At 67.2% G+C, this 16555-nt stretch carries 21 protein-coding genes; 15 read left to right on the top strand and 6 right to left on the bottom strand.

The window, feature by feature from the left end; all coding sequences use genetic code 11:
- Positions 1-475, bottom strand: a 475-nt coding sequence (locus tag VGI62_RS17945; protein ID WP_331505913.1) for a LysR family transcriptional regulator, incomplete at its 3' end; no start/stop codon positions are given.
- Positions 476-566: 91 nt separating this feature from the next.
- Here VGI62_RS17945 and VGI62_RS17940 point away from each other — a divergent pair.
- The 6 genes from VGI62_RS17940 (at position 567) to leuB (ending at position 5847) form a co-directional block, all read left to right on the top strand.
- A complete protein-coding gene (locus VGI62_RS17940) occupies positions 567-1559 on the top strand; it encodes an NAD-dependent epimerase/dehydratase family protein (protein ID WP_331505912.1) in 993 nt (330 codons plus the stop codon).
- An 86-nt stretch (positions 1560-1645) separates the two neighbouring features.
- On the top strand, positions 1646-3055 hold the full coding sequence (gene leuC, locus VGI62_RS17935; RefSeq protein WP_331505911.1) for a 3-isopropylmalate dehydratase large subunit: 1410 nt from the start codon (positions 1646-1648) through the stop codon (positions 3053-3055).
- Complete coding sequence (locus tag VGI62_RS17930; RefSeq protein WP_331505910.1) at positions 3052-3855, top strand: VOC family protein; 804 nt, start codon at positions 3052-3054, stop codon at positions 3853-3855. The genes leuC and VGI62_RS17930 overlap by 4 nt, the downstream gene beginning before the upstream one ends.
- On the top strand, positions 3855-4466 hold the full coding sequence (gene leuD, locus VGI62_RS17925; protein ID WP_331505909.1) for a 3-isopropylmalate dehydratase small subunit: 612 nt from the start codon (positions 3855-3857) through the stop codon (positions 4464-4466). The genes VGI62_RS17930 and leuD overlap by 1 nt, the downstream gene beginning before the upstream one ends.
- 13 nt (positions 4467-4479) lie before the next feature.
- Positions 4480-4782 carry a putative quinol monooxygenase gene (locus tag VGI62_RS17920; protein WP_331505908.1) on the top strand — a complete coding sequence of 101 codons (303 nt, stop codon included), beginning with the start codon at positions 4480-4482 and terminating at the stop codon, positions 4780-4782.
- A 12-nt stretch (positions 4783-4794) separates the two neighbouring features.
- Positions 4795-5847 carry a 3-isopropylmalate dehydrogenase gene (leuB, locus tag VGI62_RS17915; RefSeq protein ID WP_331505907.1) on the top strand — a complete coding sequence of 351 codons (1053 nt, stop codon included), beginning with the start codon at positions 4795-4797 and terminating at the stop codon, positions 5845-5847.
- Between the two features lie 3 nt (positions 5848-5850).
- Here the strand turns inward: leuB and VGI62_RS17910 are convergent, their stop codons facing one another.
- Together VGI62_RS17910 and VGI62_RS17905 are read right to left on the bottom strand one after the other, a co-directional pair.
- Positions 5851-6774 carry a bifunctional helix-turn-helix transcriptional regulator/GNAT family N-acetyltransferase gene (locus VGI62_RS17910; protein ID WP_331505905.1) on the bottom strand — a complete coding sequence of 308 codons (924 nt, stop codon included), beginning with the start codon at positions 6772-6774 and terminating at the stop codon, positions 5851-5853.
- Between the two features lie 33 nt (positions 6775-6807).
- A complete protein-coding gene (locus tag VGI62_RS17905; protein ID WP_331505904.1) occupies positions 6808-8202 on the bottom strand; it encodes a pyridoxal phosphate-dependent decarboxylase family protein in 1395 nt (464 codons plus the stop codon).
- Between the two features lie 167 nt (positions 8203-8369).
- Between VGI62_RS17905 and VGI62_RS17900 the strand changes: the two genes are divergently transcribed.
- Together VGI62_RS17900 and VGI62_RS17895 are read left to right on the top strand one after the other, a co-directional pair.
- Entirely contained in the window at positions 8370-8777 is a 408-nt protein-coding gene (locus VGI62_RS17900; protein WP_331505903.1) for an EVE domain-containing protein, read from the top strand.
- Positions 8778-9114: 337 nt separating this feature from the next.
- A complete protein-coding gene (locus VGI62_RS17895) occupies positions 9115-9360 on the top strand; it encodes a GlsB/YeaQ/YmgE family stress response membrane protein (RefSeq protein WP_331505902.1) in 246 nt (81 codons plus the stop codon).
- A 6-nt stretch (positions 9361-9366) separates the two neighbouring features.
- On the opposite strand, the gene VGI62_RS17890 is transcribed toward VGI62_RS17895, so the two are convergent.
- The 3 genes from VGI62_RS17890 to VGI62_RS17880 form a co-directional block, all read right to left on the bottom strand.
- A complete protein-coding gene (locus VGI62_RS17890; protein ID WP_331505901.1) occupies positions 9367-9711 on the bottom strand; it encodes a PRC-barrel domain-containing protein in 345 nt (114 codons plus the stop codon).
- A 78-nt stretch (positions 9712-9789) separates the two neighbouring features.
- Positions 9790-10410: a PEPxxWA-CTERM sorting domain-containing protein gene (locus tag VGI62_RS17885; protein ID WP_331505900.1), complete on the bottom strand. Its 621-nt coding sequence runs from the start codon at positions 10408-10410 to the stop codon at positions 9790-9792.
- Between the two features lie 291 nt (positions 10411-10701).
- Entirely contained in the window at positions 10702-11103 is a 402-nt protein-coding gene (locus tag VGI62_RS17880) for a PaaI family thioesterase (RefSeq protein ID WP_331505899.1), read from the bottom strand.
- 149 nt (positions 11104-11252) lie between these two features.
- On the opposite strand from VGI62_RS17880, the gene VGI62_RS17875 reads away from it, so the two are divergent.
- From VGI62_RS17875 to VGI62_RS17845, 7 genes are all read left to right on the top strand, one after another.
- Positions 11253-12284, top strand: a complete 1032-nt coding sequence (locus tag VGI62_RS17875; protein ID WP_331505898.1) for an aspartate-semialdehyde dehydrogenase — start codon at positions 11253-11255, stop codon at positions 12282-12284.
- Between the two features lie 4 nt (positions 12285-12288).
- Positions 12289-13218 (top strand): EamA family transporter RarD, encoded by a 930-nt coding sequence (gene rarD / locus VGI62_RS17870; RefSeq protein ID WP_331505897.1) that lies wholly within the window; start codon positions 12289-12291, stop codon positions 13216-13218.
- 132 nt (positions 13219-13350) lie between these two features.
- Complete coding sequence (locus VGI62_RS17865) at positions 13351-14280, top strand: metallophosphoesterase family protein (protein ID WP_331505896.1); 930 nt, start codon at positions 13351-13353, stop codon at positions 14278-14280.
- Between the two features lie 29 nt (positions 14281-14309).
- A complete protein-coding gene (locus VGI62_RS17860) occupies positions 14310-14645 on the top strand; it encodes a cupredoxin family copper-binding protein (protein WP_331505895.1) in 336 nt (111 codons plus the stop codon).
- A gap of 19 nt (positions 14646-14664) precedes the next feature.
- Positions 14665-15300 (top strand): sigma-70 family RNA polymerase sigma factor, encoded by a 636-nt coding sequence (locus VGI62_RS17855; RefSeq protein WP_331505894.1) that lies wholly within the window; start codon positions 14665-14667, stop codon positions 15298-15300.
- Entirely contained in the window at positions 15297-16046 is a 750-nt protein-coding gene (locus VGI62_RS17850) for an anti-sigma factor (RefSeq protein WP_331505893.1), read from the top strand. Before VGI62_RS17855 ends, VGI62_RS17850 begins: the two co-directional genes overlap by 4 nt.
- A gap of 183 nt (positions 16047-16229) precedes the next feature.
- Positions 16230-16547 (top strand): hypothetical protein, encoded by a 318-nt coding sequence (locus VGI62_RS17845; RefSeq protein WP_331505892.1) that lies wholly within the window; start codon positions 16230-16232, stop codon positions 16545-16547.
- The last annotated feature ends 8 nt before the right edge of the window (positions 16548-16555 follow it).

Here is a 16555-nt window from a genome sequence, read left to right as displayed (position 1 = left end):
TGGCGACCAGGGCGTTCTGGGTCGGCGGCGCCATGCGCACGGCGATGTCGGCCTCGCGGCGCGAGAGGTCGTCGACGATGTTGGACATCATCAGCTCGATGACGATCTCCGGGTGGGCCTCGCGGAACGCGGTGAGGATCGGCGGCAGCACCTCGGCGCCGACGATCTCGCTGGCGGTGATGCGGATCGAGCCCAGCAGGGAATCCGCCGCGCCGGAGGCGTCGCGCACCGCCGCGTTCGCCGCCGCCGACATGTCGTGCAGGTGCGGCTTCAGCTCCAGCGCGAGGTCGGTGGGCTGCAGGCCGCGGGGGCTGCGCAGGAAGAGCGGCGAGCCCAGCCGCGTCTCCAGGGTCTCGATGTGGCGGCCCAGCGTCGGCTGGGTGAGGCCGCGCAGGCGGGCGGCGGCGGAGAGCGTGCCGGCCTCCAGCACCGCGTGCAGGCTTTGGAAGAGGTCCCAGTCGTTCGGTCCAGGCATGCGTTTATGAATAGCTGATCCAGAGAATTCGGCAATTCTGTTTGGGCCGCAATGTCCTCACCCTTGGCGTAACAGAGATAGGAGACTTCTCATGACGACCAAGACCTCGGCGGGCCTCGCATTGGTGATCGGGGCGACGGGCGGGATCGGCGGGGCCGTCGCCGATCGCCTGCTGGCCGGTGGCTGGCGCTTGAGGGCGCTGCACCGCAATCCGGAGGCCGCACGGCGCAGCTCGGGTCGGGCGGGCCTCGAATGGGTCAAGGGCGACGCTATGGTCGAAGCCGACGTTGTGGCCGCCGCTGAGGGCGTGAGCCTGGTGATGCACGGCGCCAATCCCCCCGGCTACAGGAACTGGGCGGGCCTTCAACTTCCTATGCTGAACGCCAGCATCGCTGCGGCCAAGGCCGCCGACGCCCGGCTTGTCTTTCCCGGCACTGTCTACAACTTCGGTCCCGACGCCTTTCCGGACCTCGCCGAGTCCTCGCCGCAGAACCCCAGGACCCGCAAGGGCGCGATCCGCGTGCAGATGGAACAGGCGCTGGCGCGTGCGAGTGAGGACGGCTTGCGCGTGCTGATCGTCCGCGCCGGAGACTTCTTCGGTCCGAAGCCCGGCAACAACTGGCTCTCGCAAGGATTGCTGAAGCCCGGCCGCCCGATCTCGGCGGTAAGCTACCCCGGGCCGCTCGCCGTGCCGCACGCCTGGGCCTACCTGCCGGATGTCGCCGAGACCATGGTCCGGCTGGTCGAGGACGAAGCGGGCCTCGGGGCCTTCGAGGTGTTCCACATGCGGGGCCAGACCCTGACTGGCGCAGCGCTGGTGCAGGCGCTGGAGGCCGTTGCGGGGCGCAAACTCTCGGTCAGCCGCCTGCCCTGGTTCGCCATACGGGCCATGGCGGCCTTCAACGAGACGATGCGCGAGATGCTGGAGATGCGGTACCTCTGGGAGGCCCCCGTGCTGTTGGACAACCGTCGGCTGGTGGCCCGCCTGGGCGCCGAGCCGCACACCCCGATCGAGGAGGCGCTACGCATCGCACTGGCGGGCCTGGATGCGCTGCCGCACGATCGGGCGGCCCTGGCGGCGTGATCGAGGGCAAGACTTTGCGCCGGCACTGGAAATCTGCGGCTTTGGAGCACTAGACGTGCGCGGGGTCGCGGACCTACATGCGCTCCATGCCTGGCAAGACCCTCTATGACAAGATTTGGGACGGACACGTCGTTACGGAACAGGACGGCGAGGCGATCCTCTACATCGATCTGCACCTCATACACGAGGTGACGACTCCGCAGGCCTTCGCTGGGCTTCGCGCCAACCATCGTCCGGTTCGTCGTCCCGACCGCACGCTCGCCGTCGCAGATCACAACGTGCCGACCGAGGGCCAGGCGCTGGGTGTGGCGGCGGTTGCGGACGAAGAGGCGCGCCTGCAACTCCAGACGCTGGAACGCAACGTCAAGGACCACAAGATCGAGTTCTTCCCGATGGGCGATGTCCGCAACGGGATCGTCCATGTCGTCGGCCCCGAGCAGGGCCGCACCCAGCCCGGCATGACCATCGTATGTGGCGACAGCCACACTTCGACGCACGGGGCGTTCGGCGCGCTGGCCCACGGCATCGGCACGTCCGAGGTTGAGCACGTCCTCGCCACCCAGACGCTGCGTCAGAAGAAAGCGAAGAACTTCCGCGTCAACATCGAGGGTGAACCCATCCCCGGCGTCGGCGCAAAGGACTATGCCCTGGCGGTGATCGGAGAAATCGGCACCGCAGGGGGGACCGGGTACGTCATCGAGTATGCGGGCTCGGCGGTCCGCGCGCTCTCGATGGAAGGCCGCATGACGCTCTGCAACCTGACGATCGAGGCCGGTGCGCGGGCCGGCCTGGTCGCGCCTGACGAGACGACTTTCGATTACGTACGCGGCCGCCCGTCCGCGCCGAAAGGCGGAGCCTGGGAAATGGCGCTGCCCTACTGGAAGAGCTTCTTTTCCGACCCCGACGCCGATTTCGATCGCGAGATCACAATCGACGCGGCCGCGATTGCGCCGCTGGTCACCTGGGGCACGAGCCCTGAGGACGTGATCGCGGTCACCGACGTCGTGCCCGACCCGGCCAGCTTCGCCAGCCCCGACAAGCGCGCTTCCGCGGAGCGGGCGCTGGAGTACATGGGTCTTTCCGCCGGCCAGCCGATCTCCGAGGCCAAGGTCGATGTCGTCTTCATCGGCTCCTGCACCAATAGCCGCATCGAAGACCTGCGCGCCGCCGCCAGGATCGTGGAGGGTCGCAAGGTCGCCGGGCATGTGCGGGCCATGGTTGTGCCGGGCTCCGGTCTCGTTCGCGCTCAGGCTGAGGACGAAGGCCTTGACGAGATCTTCCTGGCCGCCGGCTTCGAGTGGCGCGAGCCCGGCTGCTCCATGTGCCTGGCCATGAACCCCGACAAGGTGCCCCCCGGCCAGCGGTGCGCCTCGACGTCCAACCGCAACTTCGAAGGCCGCCAGGGCCGCGGTGGCCGCACCCACCTGATGAGCCCCGTCATGGCCGCGGCCGCCGCCGTCGCCGGCCACATCGCCGACGTCCGGAATTATCTGTGATCACCGCGCTCGACCACATTGCGCTCGCCGTCCGGGACTTCGAGGCGGCCGTCGATTCCTATCGGCGGCTATTCGGGCGCGAGCCCGACCTGGAGCCGGGCGACGGCGCGAACCGCGCCTGGTTTCAATTCCCGAACATGGCGCTTGAGATCATAGCGCCCTCCGGCGAGGGGCCGGCAGGCGACCATGTCCGCGCCCGGCTCGACGCGGCGGGCGCGGGGCAGTGGATCGTCGCCTTCCAGGTCAGCGACCTGGATGCCGCCGCCCAGCTCTTCTCCCGTCGTGGACTGGACGTCGCGCGGGCGGGTCCTTTAGCCCGCGTGCGCGCCGCGGGCCTGGACTTCGTGCTGACGTCGGGGCGCATCGGCGCCCAACGCTCGCCGCCCACGACCACCGAGGCGGCCGCGGTGGAGGCGCTTGACCATGTCGTGGTCATGACCCCGAACTGCGACCGGGCGCTGGGCCTCTACGGCGCCAAGTTCGGCCTCGACCTGCGGCTTGATCGCGCCAACGAACAGTGGGGCGCACGCCAGCTCTTCTTCCGCTGCGGCGCGACAGTGTTCGAAGTCGGCGCGAGCCTGAAGGCGCCGGTCACAGAAGAACCCGACCGCTTCGGCGGCCTCGCCTGGCGGGTCACAGACCCTGACGCGGCGCAGGCGCGCATCGCCGCCGCCGGCTTCGACGTCTCGGAAGTGCGCACCGGCCGCAAGCCCGGCACCCGGGTCTTCACCGTCCGCGACGCGCCGGGCGGCGTGCCCACCCTGATGCTGATGCCCTCGCCCGAACTGGAACGCGCCTGATGGAAGCCTTCACCCGCCTGGACGCCAAGGTCGCGCCGTTGCCGCAGGCCAACATCGACACCGACCAGATCATACCCAAGCAGTTCCTCAAGACCGTCGAGCGCGAGGGGCTGGCCAAGGGCCTCTTTTACGATCTGCGGTTTGACGGCGAAGGCAGGTCCAGGCCGGACTTCGTGCTGAACCGGCCGGAATACAAGGGAGCCGGCGTGCTGGTGGCCGGCGACAACTTCGGCTGCGGGTCGAGCCGCGAGCATGCGCCCTGGGCGCTCATGGATTTCGGGATCCGATGCGTGGTCTCCACCAGCTTCGCCGACATTTTCTATTCGAACTGCTTCCAGAACGGCCTGCTGCCGGTGGTGCTGAAAGCCCACGAGGTGCAGGCGCTGATGGAGGAGGCCAAGGGCGGCAATCACCTGGTGACCGTCGACCTGGAAGCCCAGACCGTTGTTTCGCCCTCCGGCGTGACCTTCGCCTTTGACATCGATCCCCAGCGTAAGGCGAAGATGTTGAAGGGCCTCGACGCGATCGGCGAAACGCTGCAGGCCGCGCCCGAAATCGATCTCTACGAGATGAAACGCGCGCTTGGCCAACCCTGGCTGGACCTGGCTTGAGGCTTTTAAGACTATGACCGTGATCGTTGCCGGCACGGTGCGCGTGGCGCCCGACAAGCTGGCGGGACTGAAGCCGCATATGGAGGCCATGCTCGCCGCAAGCCGAGCAGAGGACGGCTGCTTCGAATATTCCTACGCCGAGGACGTCACCGAACCCGGGCTGGTGAGGGTCTTTGAGGCCTGGCGCGACCCGGCCGCGCTCGACGCCCACTTCAGGACCGATCACATGGCCGCCTGGCGCGCAGCCTGGCCCAGCTTCGGGGTTTCCGACCGGCGGCTCTTCGCCTACGAGGTCGCCTCGCAACGTCCGCTCTAGTTCGAGGCCTCCATGACTGACCTGCTGCTCCTGCCCGGCGATGGGATCGGGCCAGAAGTCACCGCGCAGGTGCGGCGCGTGGCCGGCAAGATCACGCCGGACCTGACCCTCGAGGAGCGCCCATTCGGCGGGACCAGCCTCGATCTGCTGGGCGCCCCGCTCAGCGATGAGACACTTGCCGCGGCCAAGGCTGCCAAGGCTGTGCTGATGGGCGCAGTCGGCGGGCCGAAGTGGAAAGACGCGCCGCGCGCCAAGCGGCCCGAGGCGGGGCTGCTCGGCCTGCGGGCCGGCATGGGGGTGTTCGCGAACCTGCGGCCCGCCATCTGCTTTCAGCCACTGGCCAACGCCTCGAGTCTGAAGCGCGAACTGGTGGAGGGCCTCGATTTCATGATCGTGCGGGAGCTCACCGGTGGCGTCTATTTCGGCCAGCCGCGCTTCATCGAGGACATGCCGGGCGGCGGGCGGCGCGGCGTGGACACGCAGGTCTACACGACCGCAGAGATCGAACGGGTGGCGCGGGTGGCCTTCGAACTCGCCCGCGGTCGGCGGAACAAGGTGTCGAGCGCCGAAAAATCCAATGTCATGGAAACGGGCCTGCTCTGGCGTCAGGTGGTCACCGATCTCCACGCCCGCGAGTACGCCGACGTCGAGCTGGAGCACATCTTGGCCGACAACGCCGCGATGCAGATCGTCAAGAATCCCAAGCAGTTCGACGTGATGGTCACCGACAACCTGTTCGGCGACATCCTGTCGGACGCAGCCGCGCAGCTCACCGGCTCGCTGGGAATGCTGCCGTCAGCGGCGCTCGGCGCGCCGGGGACGCCTGGCCTCTATGAGCCGATCCACGGCTCGGCGCCGGACATCGCCGGCAAGGGGATCGCCAATCCGCTAGCCGCGATCCTGTCGTTTGAGATGGCCCTGCGCTGGTCGCTGGATCGCGCGGACCTGGCAGATGAGCTCTTCGCAGCCGTCAACCGCGCGCTGGAAAAGGGCGCGCGCACCCCCGATCTTGGGGGCGCGATGACCACCGTCCAGATGGGCGACGCGGTCCTGGCGGAACTCTAGAATCTAGAGCGACAACCGCCAGGTCTCGCTGACTTCCGGAGCGCCGAAGTCGTCATGGGTCCAGGCATCTTCCAGCCGAAAGCCCTCGGCAGCGTAGATGGCGCGGGCCGTCGTCAGCACGGCGTGGGTCCAAAGGACCACTTCGCGGTAGCCGGCGGCGCGGGCGAAGTCCACGCACTCGGCGACCAGCCGCTTGCCGAGCTTCACCCCGCGGGCCGCAGGCTCGACCATCAACAGGCGCAGCCTTGCCACGTGCGCGGCGTCATCCTGCACGAGGAAGACGCAACCCAGCCGCTCTCCCTCGCGCTCGGCGATCCAGCAGCGCTCGCGCTCGGGATCGTGGCCGTCGAGGAAGTCGGCGCAGATTCGGGCCGTGACCGCCTCGATGTGGCCATTCCAGCCGTACTCGCGCGCATAGAGAATACCGTGGCGCTCTGTGATCCAGCCCATATCGCCGGGGCGATGCCGGCGTAGCAGAACCGAGGCAGAGGGCCTGGCGCCCAACAGTTGCTCGATCTCGGCCATTGCGCTGGTCAGTCGGCTGCGTTCCGCCCCCGAGAGCGCACCGATCAAGCCCTCGACCAGGGCGGCCGAGCGATGGTCGAAAGGCGGGAAGACCTCAGCGCCTCGGGCGGTCAATCGCAAGACCGTGCTGCGGCCGTCGCGGACCGAAGGCTCGCGGGCGACCACGCCGTCGCGCTCCAGTCGCCCGACGATGCGGCTCAGGTAGCCCGCATCAAGTCCGGTGATTTCGCCGATCTCCTTGGCTGTCACCCCGTCGGCCGTGGCGATCTCGTACAGCACACGGCCTTCGGCCACGGTGTAGGGGGTGCCGAGGTAGCCCTTCTCCAGCACGCCGATCGCGCGCGTGTAGAAGCGATTGAACCGGCGAACGGCGGCGACGGGATCGAGGGCTTCGATGGGCATGGCGCACCCTTCTCACGCGGAAGGGGGCGCACATTAGTTGACGGCGTCAATCATTTCTTCGGCCAGCACCGACTTGGCCGCAGCGATCGCACGGGCGACGTCGGCTTCACTGGTGCGCAGGTTGACGACGCTGATCCGCATACAACGACGGCCCCGCCAGGTAACGCCGCCGAAGAACGCCTCGCCGGTCGCGTTGATCGCCTCGATCACCTGGTCGGTGCGTCGGTCATGATCGGCGTCCGTGGCGCCTTTGGCCTGGGACTCGAACCGCACCAGCCCCTGGTTCAGGACGGGATCGGCCACCAGGGTCACGCCCGGAATCGCGCCGAGGCCAGTCACGATCGCCTGGGCGTGGCGGCAGGTGCGCTCGACGAGTTCGGCCAGGCCGTCGCGACCCAGCTCTCGAAGCGCGGCGTACACCGCAAATCCCCGGGCGCGGCGGGAGAACTCCGGGTTCCAGTCGATCTGGTCGCGAGCGGCGCCGGCCGGCAGGTAGCTGGTCGAAAGCGTCATCGCCGCGCGATGGGCCACGGCGTCGCGCACGAAGGCCAGGCCCGAGTCGTAAGGCACGTTCAGGTATTTGTGGGCGTCCGTCGTCCACGAGTCGCAGAGCTCCAGGCCGCGGACCAGGTCGCGGTGGCGCGGGCTGGCCTTGGCCCAGAGGCCGAAAGCGCCATCCACATGGGTCCAGGCTCCGGCCTCGCGGGCTAGGGGGGCCAGGTCCTTGAAGGGATCGAAGGCCGCACGGTTGAGCTCTCCGGCCTGCAGGATGACGATGGTGGGATCGGTCGAGGCGCTAAGCGCTTCGCGCAGTGTCTGCGGCGTTACCTGCCCCTCGTCGTTGAGCGCCAGCGGAACGATGGCGTCCGAGCCGATGCCGAGGAAGCGCACCGCCCGGTCGCTGGAGCCGTGCCGGTCGGCGTTGGCCAGGATCCGGATAGCCGGCGCCCCGGCCATCCCGCGGCGTTCGACGTCCCAGCCGCGGTCGCGCAGCAAGGCATGGCGCGCGGCGGCAAGGCAGGTCATGTGGGCCATCTGGGTCCCGGTTACGAAGCCGACGCTGGTCTCGTCCGGGAGTTGGAAGATTTCCTTGAGCCAGCCCGCCGCCACCTCCTCGACGATCGAGGCGGCCGGGCCGCAGGCATGGATGCCGGCGTTCTGATCCCATACGGTGGTCAGCCAGTCGGCGGCCATGGCCGCAGGCGTCCCGCCGCCGATCACCCAAGCGAAGAACCCGGCGCTCTGCGAGCCCAGTATTCCACCGGCTGTGTCAGCCACCAGGTCGTCGATCACCTGGGTCGCCGGCAGTCCGCGATCCGCAAGTGGCCGCCCCAGTCGTGCGCGCAGTTCCGCGACGCTCGCCGTGGTCGCGATGGAGCGATCCGGGAGGCCGTCGAGCCACGCGTAGGCATGTTCGGCGGCCCGCATCAGGGCTCTGCGTTCGGGTGTTTCGGGCGGCATATACCGCGAAATGGGTAGTGGCGACCCCGGAAGTCAACAGTGGCGCTGGCGACAACCGGACCCCGTCCTCGGTTGCCAAGCGAGCCTCGGCATGTTCCGAAATGCGATCGACCTTGTCGCGGCGGGAGGGACGTATGGCCTACTGGCTCGTGAAGTCGGAGCCTAACAAGTACAGCTTCGACGACCTGCGCCGCGACGGAAAGACCGTCTGGGATGGCGTTCGCAACAACACCGCGGCCTTGCATCTCAAGGCCATGAAGCAGGGCGATCAGGTTCTCTACTACCACTCCCAAGAAGGCCTCGCGGTCGTCGGGGTGGCCGAGGTGGCGCGCGAGGCTTTCGTCGATCCGACGGACCCGGCGGGACGCTTCGTGGCGGTGGAGTTGACGCCGGTGCGCGCCTTGCCCAAGCCCGTGACACTGGCCGAGATGAAGGCCAATCCGGCGCTCGCAAACATGGCGATGCTGCGCCTCTTCCGCCTGTCGGTGTCGCCGGTCACGCCCGAGGAATGGGCCTCGATCCTGGCGATGGCTGGGGAATAGCGGCCGCCGAGCCTTCTTCACGAGGCTTGGCGGGGCTCGGGGAGGCGCCCCAGCCCACCCTTAATTGATCTTAGCGGCTCGCCGCAGGTGTTCACTCTATAGGCGCGGCTCCGGTGTGGTCGGACCCTCGCCGAACGGGAAAGCGCGACGCGAGCGCGAACAAAGACGGCGCCCGCCCCTCGCAAGACGCCTGCGGGGGGCGGTCAACCCGTCCTTCGCCGAGATTTGAGGGTTCAACTCCAAAAGCTTAAGCTGGCTCCGCCGCGGGGGGGCATGCTCGCGGCGCTATTTTGAGTTTTGCTCCTATCGACGATGCGGAGGATAGCGCGATGGGGGAGTGGGCTGGTTTGTAGCCATCATCATCGGCGGCCTTGGCGGCTGGATCGCCGGCATGGTGATGAACAGGCGCCACAATATCTTCGTGAACATCATCGTGGGCCTTGTCGGAGCCCTGGTAGCCAAATGGCTCCTCGGCGTCGTGGGCGTCGCCTACTCGGGCCGGCTGCCAAGTCTTTGCGTGGCGGTCGCGGGCGCAGCGCTGCTGCTGTTCGTCCTGGGACTGATCGGCCGCAAGACGAGCTGACGCGGACTAGGTGGGGGGCTCGGCGGCGAAGTAGCGCGCCGCCTGCTCGCCCCAGGCGTAGTCGGCGCTTGAAAGCTGTTGCCGGTCATAGTTGGGCGAGCTCTTGAACTGGTCCTTGCTCATCGCCGCCTGGAAGGCGTCGGCGATCGTGTCGTAGCGCACGCTCGACCACGGTATCGGATGATACTTGCCTGACCCGCCAAGCAGGCTCGCCGCCTCTACGACCAGGAATTCAACCTTGCCGGACGCGAGGTCGATGAACGCCTCTCGCACGGTGCCCAGCTTGACGCCGTCGACCCCGGTCAGGTGGAGGCCGTGGACGTCCGCGCTCTTTGTGAGACTGTTGGTCATCGTATCCTCAGCCTCGATGATAGCCCCGCCGCCGCCGGCGGACCAGTGCGACACCGCCGACGTGCCGGCCCTGCCACATTAGGTGAAGGCGGCCGCCGAGCGCCGGCGACGCCGAAGGAGCGCGCCGAGCCCGCCGAAACCGAGAATCATCATCGTCCAAGTGGCCGGCTCCGGGATCCCCCCGCCAGGCGGCGGCGGAGAACCCACAGACGCGATCTGGGTCACACCGACGAAGGACTGCCGGACCGCCGTGCCGCTCAGCCGGACCAGTTCGTCCGAGCTCGACGCGCCGAAGGAGCTGCCGCACGGGGAAGCTGCGTCGTTGACGCACCAGAAATTGCCCCCAGTTATCGGAGCCGCCTCGAAAAGCAGGAACGAACCTGCCGTGCTTCCGAAGTTAAAGAACAGGCCGGTCGCCGTCGCTGTAAGGGCCGTACCACTGTTGTTGAGCAACCCTGAGTCGGCGCCGCTCAGGGGCCCCCTTAGGTTGAAGGTCGAGGAGCCGTCGCTGAGCGTCAGGTTCCAATCGGTGATGGCGCTCGAGCCAAGCACGCCCAGCGCACCCGTCGTCGTGATCGAACCGGTCACGCCGCCCGCGCCGACGGTGTCGAAGACAGTGTAGACCGTCGCGCTCACATTCGAAGCCGCCAGTCCCGCGGCCGCCACGACCGCGGCCAACGCCCAGGTCCGAGTCTTCATTTCACGTCCCCAAGAGGTCAGTGGGCCGATCGCCCCGAACGACACAAGCTTGGGCGGTCAGCGCAACTAATCATTGTATTCGGACTGTGGAAATTCGATTCGCACCTCACGCGACAAGTTAGCCTTGGTCGTACTGCGCTCGTATGCTCAAGCTTGTAACGTTTCATCATGAAACGTTGAAGCAACACTTGATTGCACACTACCGCGGGACGCTCCGTTCATTGGCCCGCTCGGACTGCCGAAGGCGGGAGGTCCACCACGAATACTTGTCTGGATTTTCCGCCCGAAATATCAACCCGCGTCCAGGATCATCTGGGTCTGGGTGACGAGAGCAAGGAGCTTGCCCTCGGCGTTGGTGACGCGCGTCTGCCAGACGCTGGACCTGCGGCCGATGTGCAGAGGCGTGGCCTCCCCGATGATAGTCGAGCCGACAGGCGCGCCGCGGAAGAAGTTGGTCTTGCTTTCCAGCGTCGTGGTCCAGGTCCCCGGGGTCAGGTTCAGCACCCCGCCGATCGCGCCAAGAGCGTCGGCGAACGCCATGTAGGCGCCGCCGTGCAATATGCCGCCGGCCGTACAAAGGTCCTCCCGAACGACCATCCGGCCCACCACGCGAGCCTTCTCGCGCTCGACGATCTCCACGCCCATCAGGTCGGAGAAGGGCATCCCGGCGGAGGACGGCGGCGCATTGGCCATGAGGGCTCCGTTTCTGTCGTGCGCGGGGCTTGCGAACCCCCAGCTTAGCCGCCATTTCAGCCCTGCTGAAAGGCGGGTGAGTATCGCCCGCCTTGCCTGTGGACGCCTCACGGGGTAACGGGACGCCCCCAGACTTAGGAGAAACCGCGATGGGTTACCGGGTGGCCGTTGTCGGCGCCACGGGCAATGTGGGCCGCGAGATGTTGAACATCCTCGAGGAAGTGAACTTCCCCGTGGACAAGATTCACGCGATCGCATCCCGCAAATCCATCGGCGTGGAAGTCAATTTCGGCGACAAGATCGTCCGCTGCGAAGACATCGAGCAGTTCGATTTCAGCCGCGTCGACGTCGTGTTGATGAGTGTCTCCGGCGCTTTTTCGAAGGAATGGTCGCCGCGCATCGGCGCCGCGGGGCCGATCGTCATCGACAATTCCTCGGCCTTCCGCATGGACCCGGACGTCCCACTAGTCGTTCCCGAGGTGAACCCGGACGACGTCGAGTGGGCGGACCGCAAGAACATCATCGCCAACCCGAACTGCTCGACCGCCCAGTTGGTGGTCGCGCTGAAGCCGCTGCATGACGCCGCGCGGATCAAGCGGGTGGTGGTCTCGACCTACCAGTCGGTCTCCGGAGCCGGCAAGGAAGGCATGGACGAACTGTTCGACCAGACGAAGAACGTCTTCGTGCTGGGCGCCACGCCGCCTAACAAGTTCCCCAAGCAGATCGCCTTCAACGTCATCCCCTTCATCGGCTCGTTCGCGGACGACGGCTACACCGACGAAGAGCAGAAAATGTGGAACGAGACCCACAAGATGCTCGATCCGGACATCAAGCTGACGGTGACCTGTGTGCGGGTGCCGGTGATGGTCGGCCACTCAGAAAGCGTCAACATCGAGTTCCACGAACACCTCGACGAGGATGAGGCGCGCGACATCCTGCGCGAAAGCCCGGGCCTCATCGTCATCGATAAGCGAGACTCGACCGGCTACATGACGCCCAAAGAAGCCCAGGGCGAGTTCCCGGTCTTCGTCAGCCGCATCCGCAACGACCCGACCGTCGAACACGGCCTTAATATGTGGGTCGTGGCCGACAATCTGCGTAAGGGCGCAGCGCTCAACGCCGTGCAGATCGCTGAACTCCTCCATGAGCGCGGTCTGATCCGCCAGAAGGCGCTCGCTTAAGGACATGTCGCAGGCGGAGCCCGGCGGCGAGTCCCGCCTGGCTCTGACGGCGGGCGTCAGCTGTTACGTCATGTGGGGGATCGTCCCCCTCGTCTTCCAGGCCATGGGAAGGCTCGGGATCGCCCCGTGGGAAATCCTGGCCAACCGCATGGTCTGGTCGGTCGGCATGGCGCTCGTCTTCGTGCTGGCCGCGCGGCAAGGCCACGAAGTCCGCGCGGCGCTCCGCAATCGCCGCACCCTGGCCTGGCTGATGCTTTCGTCCCTGCTGATTGCGGGCAACTGGTCGATCTACATTTGGGCGGTGAACAGCGGCCGCGTGCTGGAGACCAGCCTCGGCTACTACATCATCCCGCTGCTCGCGATGGCGGCAGGCGCTCTGCTGTTCGGCGAGCGGGTCGATCGGATGGGCGCTGTGGCGATCGGCCTTGCAGCCACAGGCGTGGCCGTCCAGGCCATCGCCCTGGGGCGTCTGCCGCTGGTCTCGCTGGCCTTGGCGGTCAGCTTCGGCGGCTACGGGATCGTCCGCAAGCACGTCAGGGCGTCAGCCCAGACGGGCCTCCTCATCGAATGTCTGCTGCTGGCGGGGCCGGGCCTCGCCTACGTCGTCTGGATGCAGGCGCGCGGCGTGGGACACCTGGGCTCCAGCCTGCCGGCGACGGCCTGGTTGCTCGCCTGCGGACCGATCACGGCCGTGCCGTTGGTGCTGTTTTCCTGGGCCGCGCGACGCATTGCGCTGTCCACACTTGGGTTCCTCCAGTTCATCGGACCGACCATCGGCTTTGTGATCGGAGTGACGCAGGGTGAGCTGTTCACCCCGCTCCGAGCGGCTTCATTCGTGTTCATCTGGGGCGGCGCGGCCGTATTCGCCCTGGGGGCCTGGCGCCGCTCGCGACCGGCCCTTTTGGCCACCAAAACCGCCGAGCCCGCAGAGTAGGCCTCGCGCGACAGCGGCCGGGTCCCGCGGCGAGGGCGAGGAGGCTCTGCAGTGAAAAACTGAAGTCGGGGAATAAAACCCACGCCCCCAACGTCTAGTCCGGCAAGAGCAAGCAATCCGGAAGGACAGAGAATGGGCGATCTACCGCACAGGCGCCGTTTCCTGGAGTGCATGGGTTGGGCCGGGACCGGCCTGGTCTGGACCGCAAGCGGCGGAATCATGAGTTCGATCACCCTAGGTCAGGCCCAAGCGGGGACATCCCGGGGCGTACAGCCGTTCAGCTTCCTGCAAGTGAGCGACAGCCATATCGGTTTTGCGAAGGACCCCAACCCCGACGCGCGGGCAACCTTCCGCGAAGCGGTGGCGAAGATCAAAACCCTGCCTGTGAAGCCCGCCTTCATCCTGCATACCGGCGACATTACGCAGCTGTCGAAGGATCAGGAATTCGATGACGCCGACCAAATCCTCAAGGAGGCGGGGCTTACCGTCTTCCACGTGCCGGGCGAGCACGACATGCTCGATGAGGGTAACGGCGCGGCCTTCCTCGCCCGCTACGGCAAGGACGCGCTAGGCGACGGCTGGTACAGCTTCGACCATAACGGCGTGCATTTCGTCGCGCTGGTCAACGTCAAGGCGTTGAAGGCGGGCGGTATGGGGTCGCTTGGTGCGGCCCAGCTCAGCTGGCTGCGCGATGACCTCGCCGGCCGCGCGTCCTCGACGCCGATCGTCGTCTTCACCCACATACCGATGTGGACGGTCTACGCCGACTGGGGCTGGGGCACGGACGACGCGGCCCAAGCGTTGGCGCACCTGAAGCGTTTCGGCTCGGTGACCGTGCTCAACGGCCACATCCACCAGGTGATCCAGAAGGTCGAGGGCGCCGTCGCCTTCCACACCGCCCGATCGACAGCCTTTCCGCAGCCTGCGCCCGGTCAGGGCCCCGCGCCCGGGCCATTGAAGGTCCCAGCCGGAGACCTGCGCGCCGCACTCGGTGTGCGCACCGTCAGCCTCGTGCGCGGCGACCAACCCCTTGCCGTCGTCGACGCCAGCCTCGCCGCCTGATCCTCACGCTTCCAACCGAGGAGACCCTCATGTTTGCATATCTGATCCGTCGCACCCCTATGGCGGCGGTGGCCGCGCTGGCGGCCGCCTCGCTCGGCGGCGCGGCCAAGGCGCCCAGCGTCGTCACCATCGGCAACTTCACGTTCGCGGCGCCGGTGGTGACAGTGCCGGTCGGCGCCACCGTCACCTGGGTAAACGGCGACGACGTTCCCCACACCGTGGTCGCCACCGACAAATCGTTCCGTTCCAAGGTCCTCGACACCGACGACCGGTTCTCCTTCACCTTCACGCGGGCGGGCTCCTACGACTATTTCTGCTCGATCCACCCACACATGACCGGCAAGGTCGTGGTGACGGCTTCCTGAGAAGGACCAAGGCGAAAGCATGAGCGGCCGCGTCCTCCCGTTCGGAACTTTGATGGCGGCGAAGCCCGACGCGGCGAAGCCTGCCTTCGCCCTACCGTTTCGCAGGCCGCGCCCGGGCGCCGGGCGGACTGACGAGACGCCTTTAGACCCTGAGGAGGCCGAGCGCTTTCGCCGCCTGATCTTGCCGCACCTTGACGGCGCCTACAGCTTTGCCCGGTTCCTCTGTCGTGACGCCAGCTTGGCCGAGGATTTGGTGCAGGATGCATTCCTGAAGGCCTACCGAGGGTTCCGCGGCTTTCGCGGCGGCGAGCCCCGCGCCTGGCTGTTCGCGATCGTGCGCACCGGCCACCTGAGTTCCACACGTCGCCGGTTCGAGGCGACGGCCGAACCCGAGGCGTTGGCGGCTGTGCCCTCCGGTGAGGCGACGCCCGAGGCAGCCCTGATGCGCCAGGCGGACATCGATACGGTCCGCGAAGCGATAGACGCGCTGCCGGAGCCGTTCCGGGAGACACTGGTGCTGCGTGAACTGGAGGAGTTGTCCTATCGCGAGATCGCCGAAATCACTTCGGCGCCAACCGGCACGGTGATGTCCCGCCTCGCGCGGGGCCGCGCTCTGCTATTGGCGGCGCTGCCGTCCGAGGAGTTGGGCCGATGACCGCCTGCCCGGACAAGGAAGCCTTGCTCCATGGTCTGTTGGATGGCGAACTCGACGCCGCCAACGCGCAGGCCTTCGAAACGCACCTAAAGTCCTGCCAGGGCTGCGCCCAGGCGTTCAGTGAATTGCAAGGGCTGAGCGCGCGGCTATCGGCCCCGGGTACGAGTTATCGAGCGCCGGAGGGCCTCCGCCAGCGCATCGAAGCGATGACCAAGGCTCCTGCTGCGCCTCGCAGCAGACTGAAGTCCGCTGCGCCCTGGGCGCTCAGCGGCACGTTCGCAGCGATCGCCGCGAGCTTCGCCATCGTCTCCCTCCAACCAAACACGACAGCACTCGAGGACCAGCTCGTTGCGAGCCACGTCCGCTCGACGCTTGCGGCGCACCTTGTGGACGTCGAGACCTCCGATCGGCATGTCGTGAAGCCCTGGTTCAACGGCCGTGTCGACTTCGCCCCGCCGGTGGTCGAACTGGCGGACCGTGGCTACCCGCTGGCGGGGGGGCGGCTGGACTACATCGGCGAGCGGGTTGTGGCGGCGCTGGTCTATCGGCGCAACCGTCACGTCATCAACCTCTTCGTCTGGCCCTCGAAGCCGGGCCCGAGCCTGCCGCCCGCCGCCGTCCTGCACAGCGGCTACTCGGTGGTCCACTGGCGCAGGGGCGGCCTGGAATTCTGGGCGGTCTCGGACATCGATGCGCGCGACCTCGAGGGCTTTCATCAAGCCTTCGCAATAAGGACGCAGAGCTGACGCCCAAGATGGTCGACCCCAAGAACGCGTCGCTTCTCGGCGGCACGGTCAAGGTGGGCTATTCAGGTCGAAGCTCGAGCCCCGGAGTCGCCGCATGCGTCCCCCCTCCGCACAGCTTGCCTGGTCGTCAGCCCTTACATCCGGCGCGGGATCGTCGATTCCACCCTCTACACGACGAGTTCGATGGTCCGGTCGATCGAGCTGTTATCGGGCCTGCCGCCGCTCAGCCGGTACGACGCGGCCGCAACGCCCTACTTCGCGGCTTTCGGCGAAACCGCCGATCTCATGCCCTTCGTCCCGCGCCCGGCGCGGTGGAACTTGGACGAAAAGAACACGCTCGCTTCCTACGGCGCGCGCGAGAGCGCCCGGATGAACTTCGCCGAGGTCGACGAAGCGCCGATGCGCCGGCTGAACGAGATCATCTGGAAGAGCGTGAAAGGGCCGGCGTCTCCGATGCCGGCGCCTGTCCACCGCTATCGCGCCGTGATTGGCCCGAACTAACGGCGGCG

Origin of the sequence: Phenylobacterium sp., assembly GCF_036495085.1 — a bacterium.
GTDB lineage: Bacteria > Pseudomonadota > Alphaproteobacteria > Caulobacterales > Caulobacteraceae > Phenylobacterium.
This window is presented reverse-complemented; position numbering and strand designations above follow the sequence as displayed.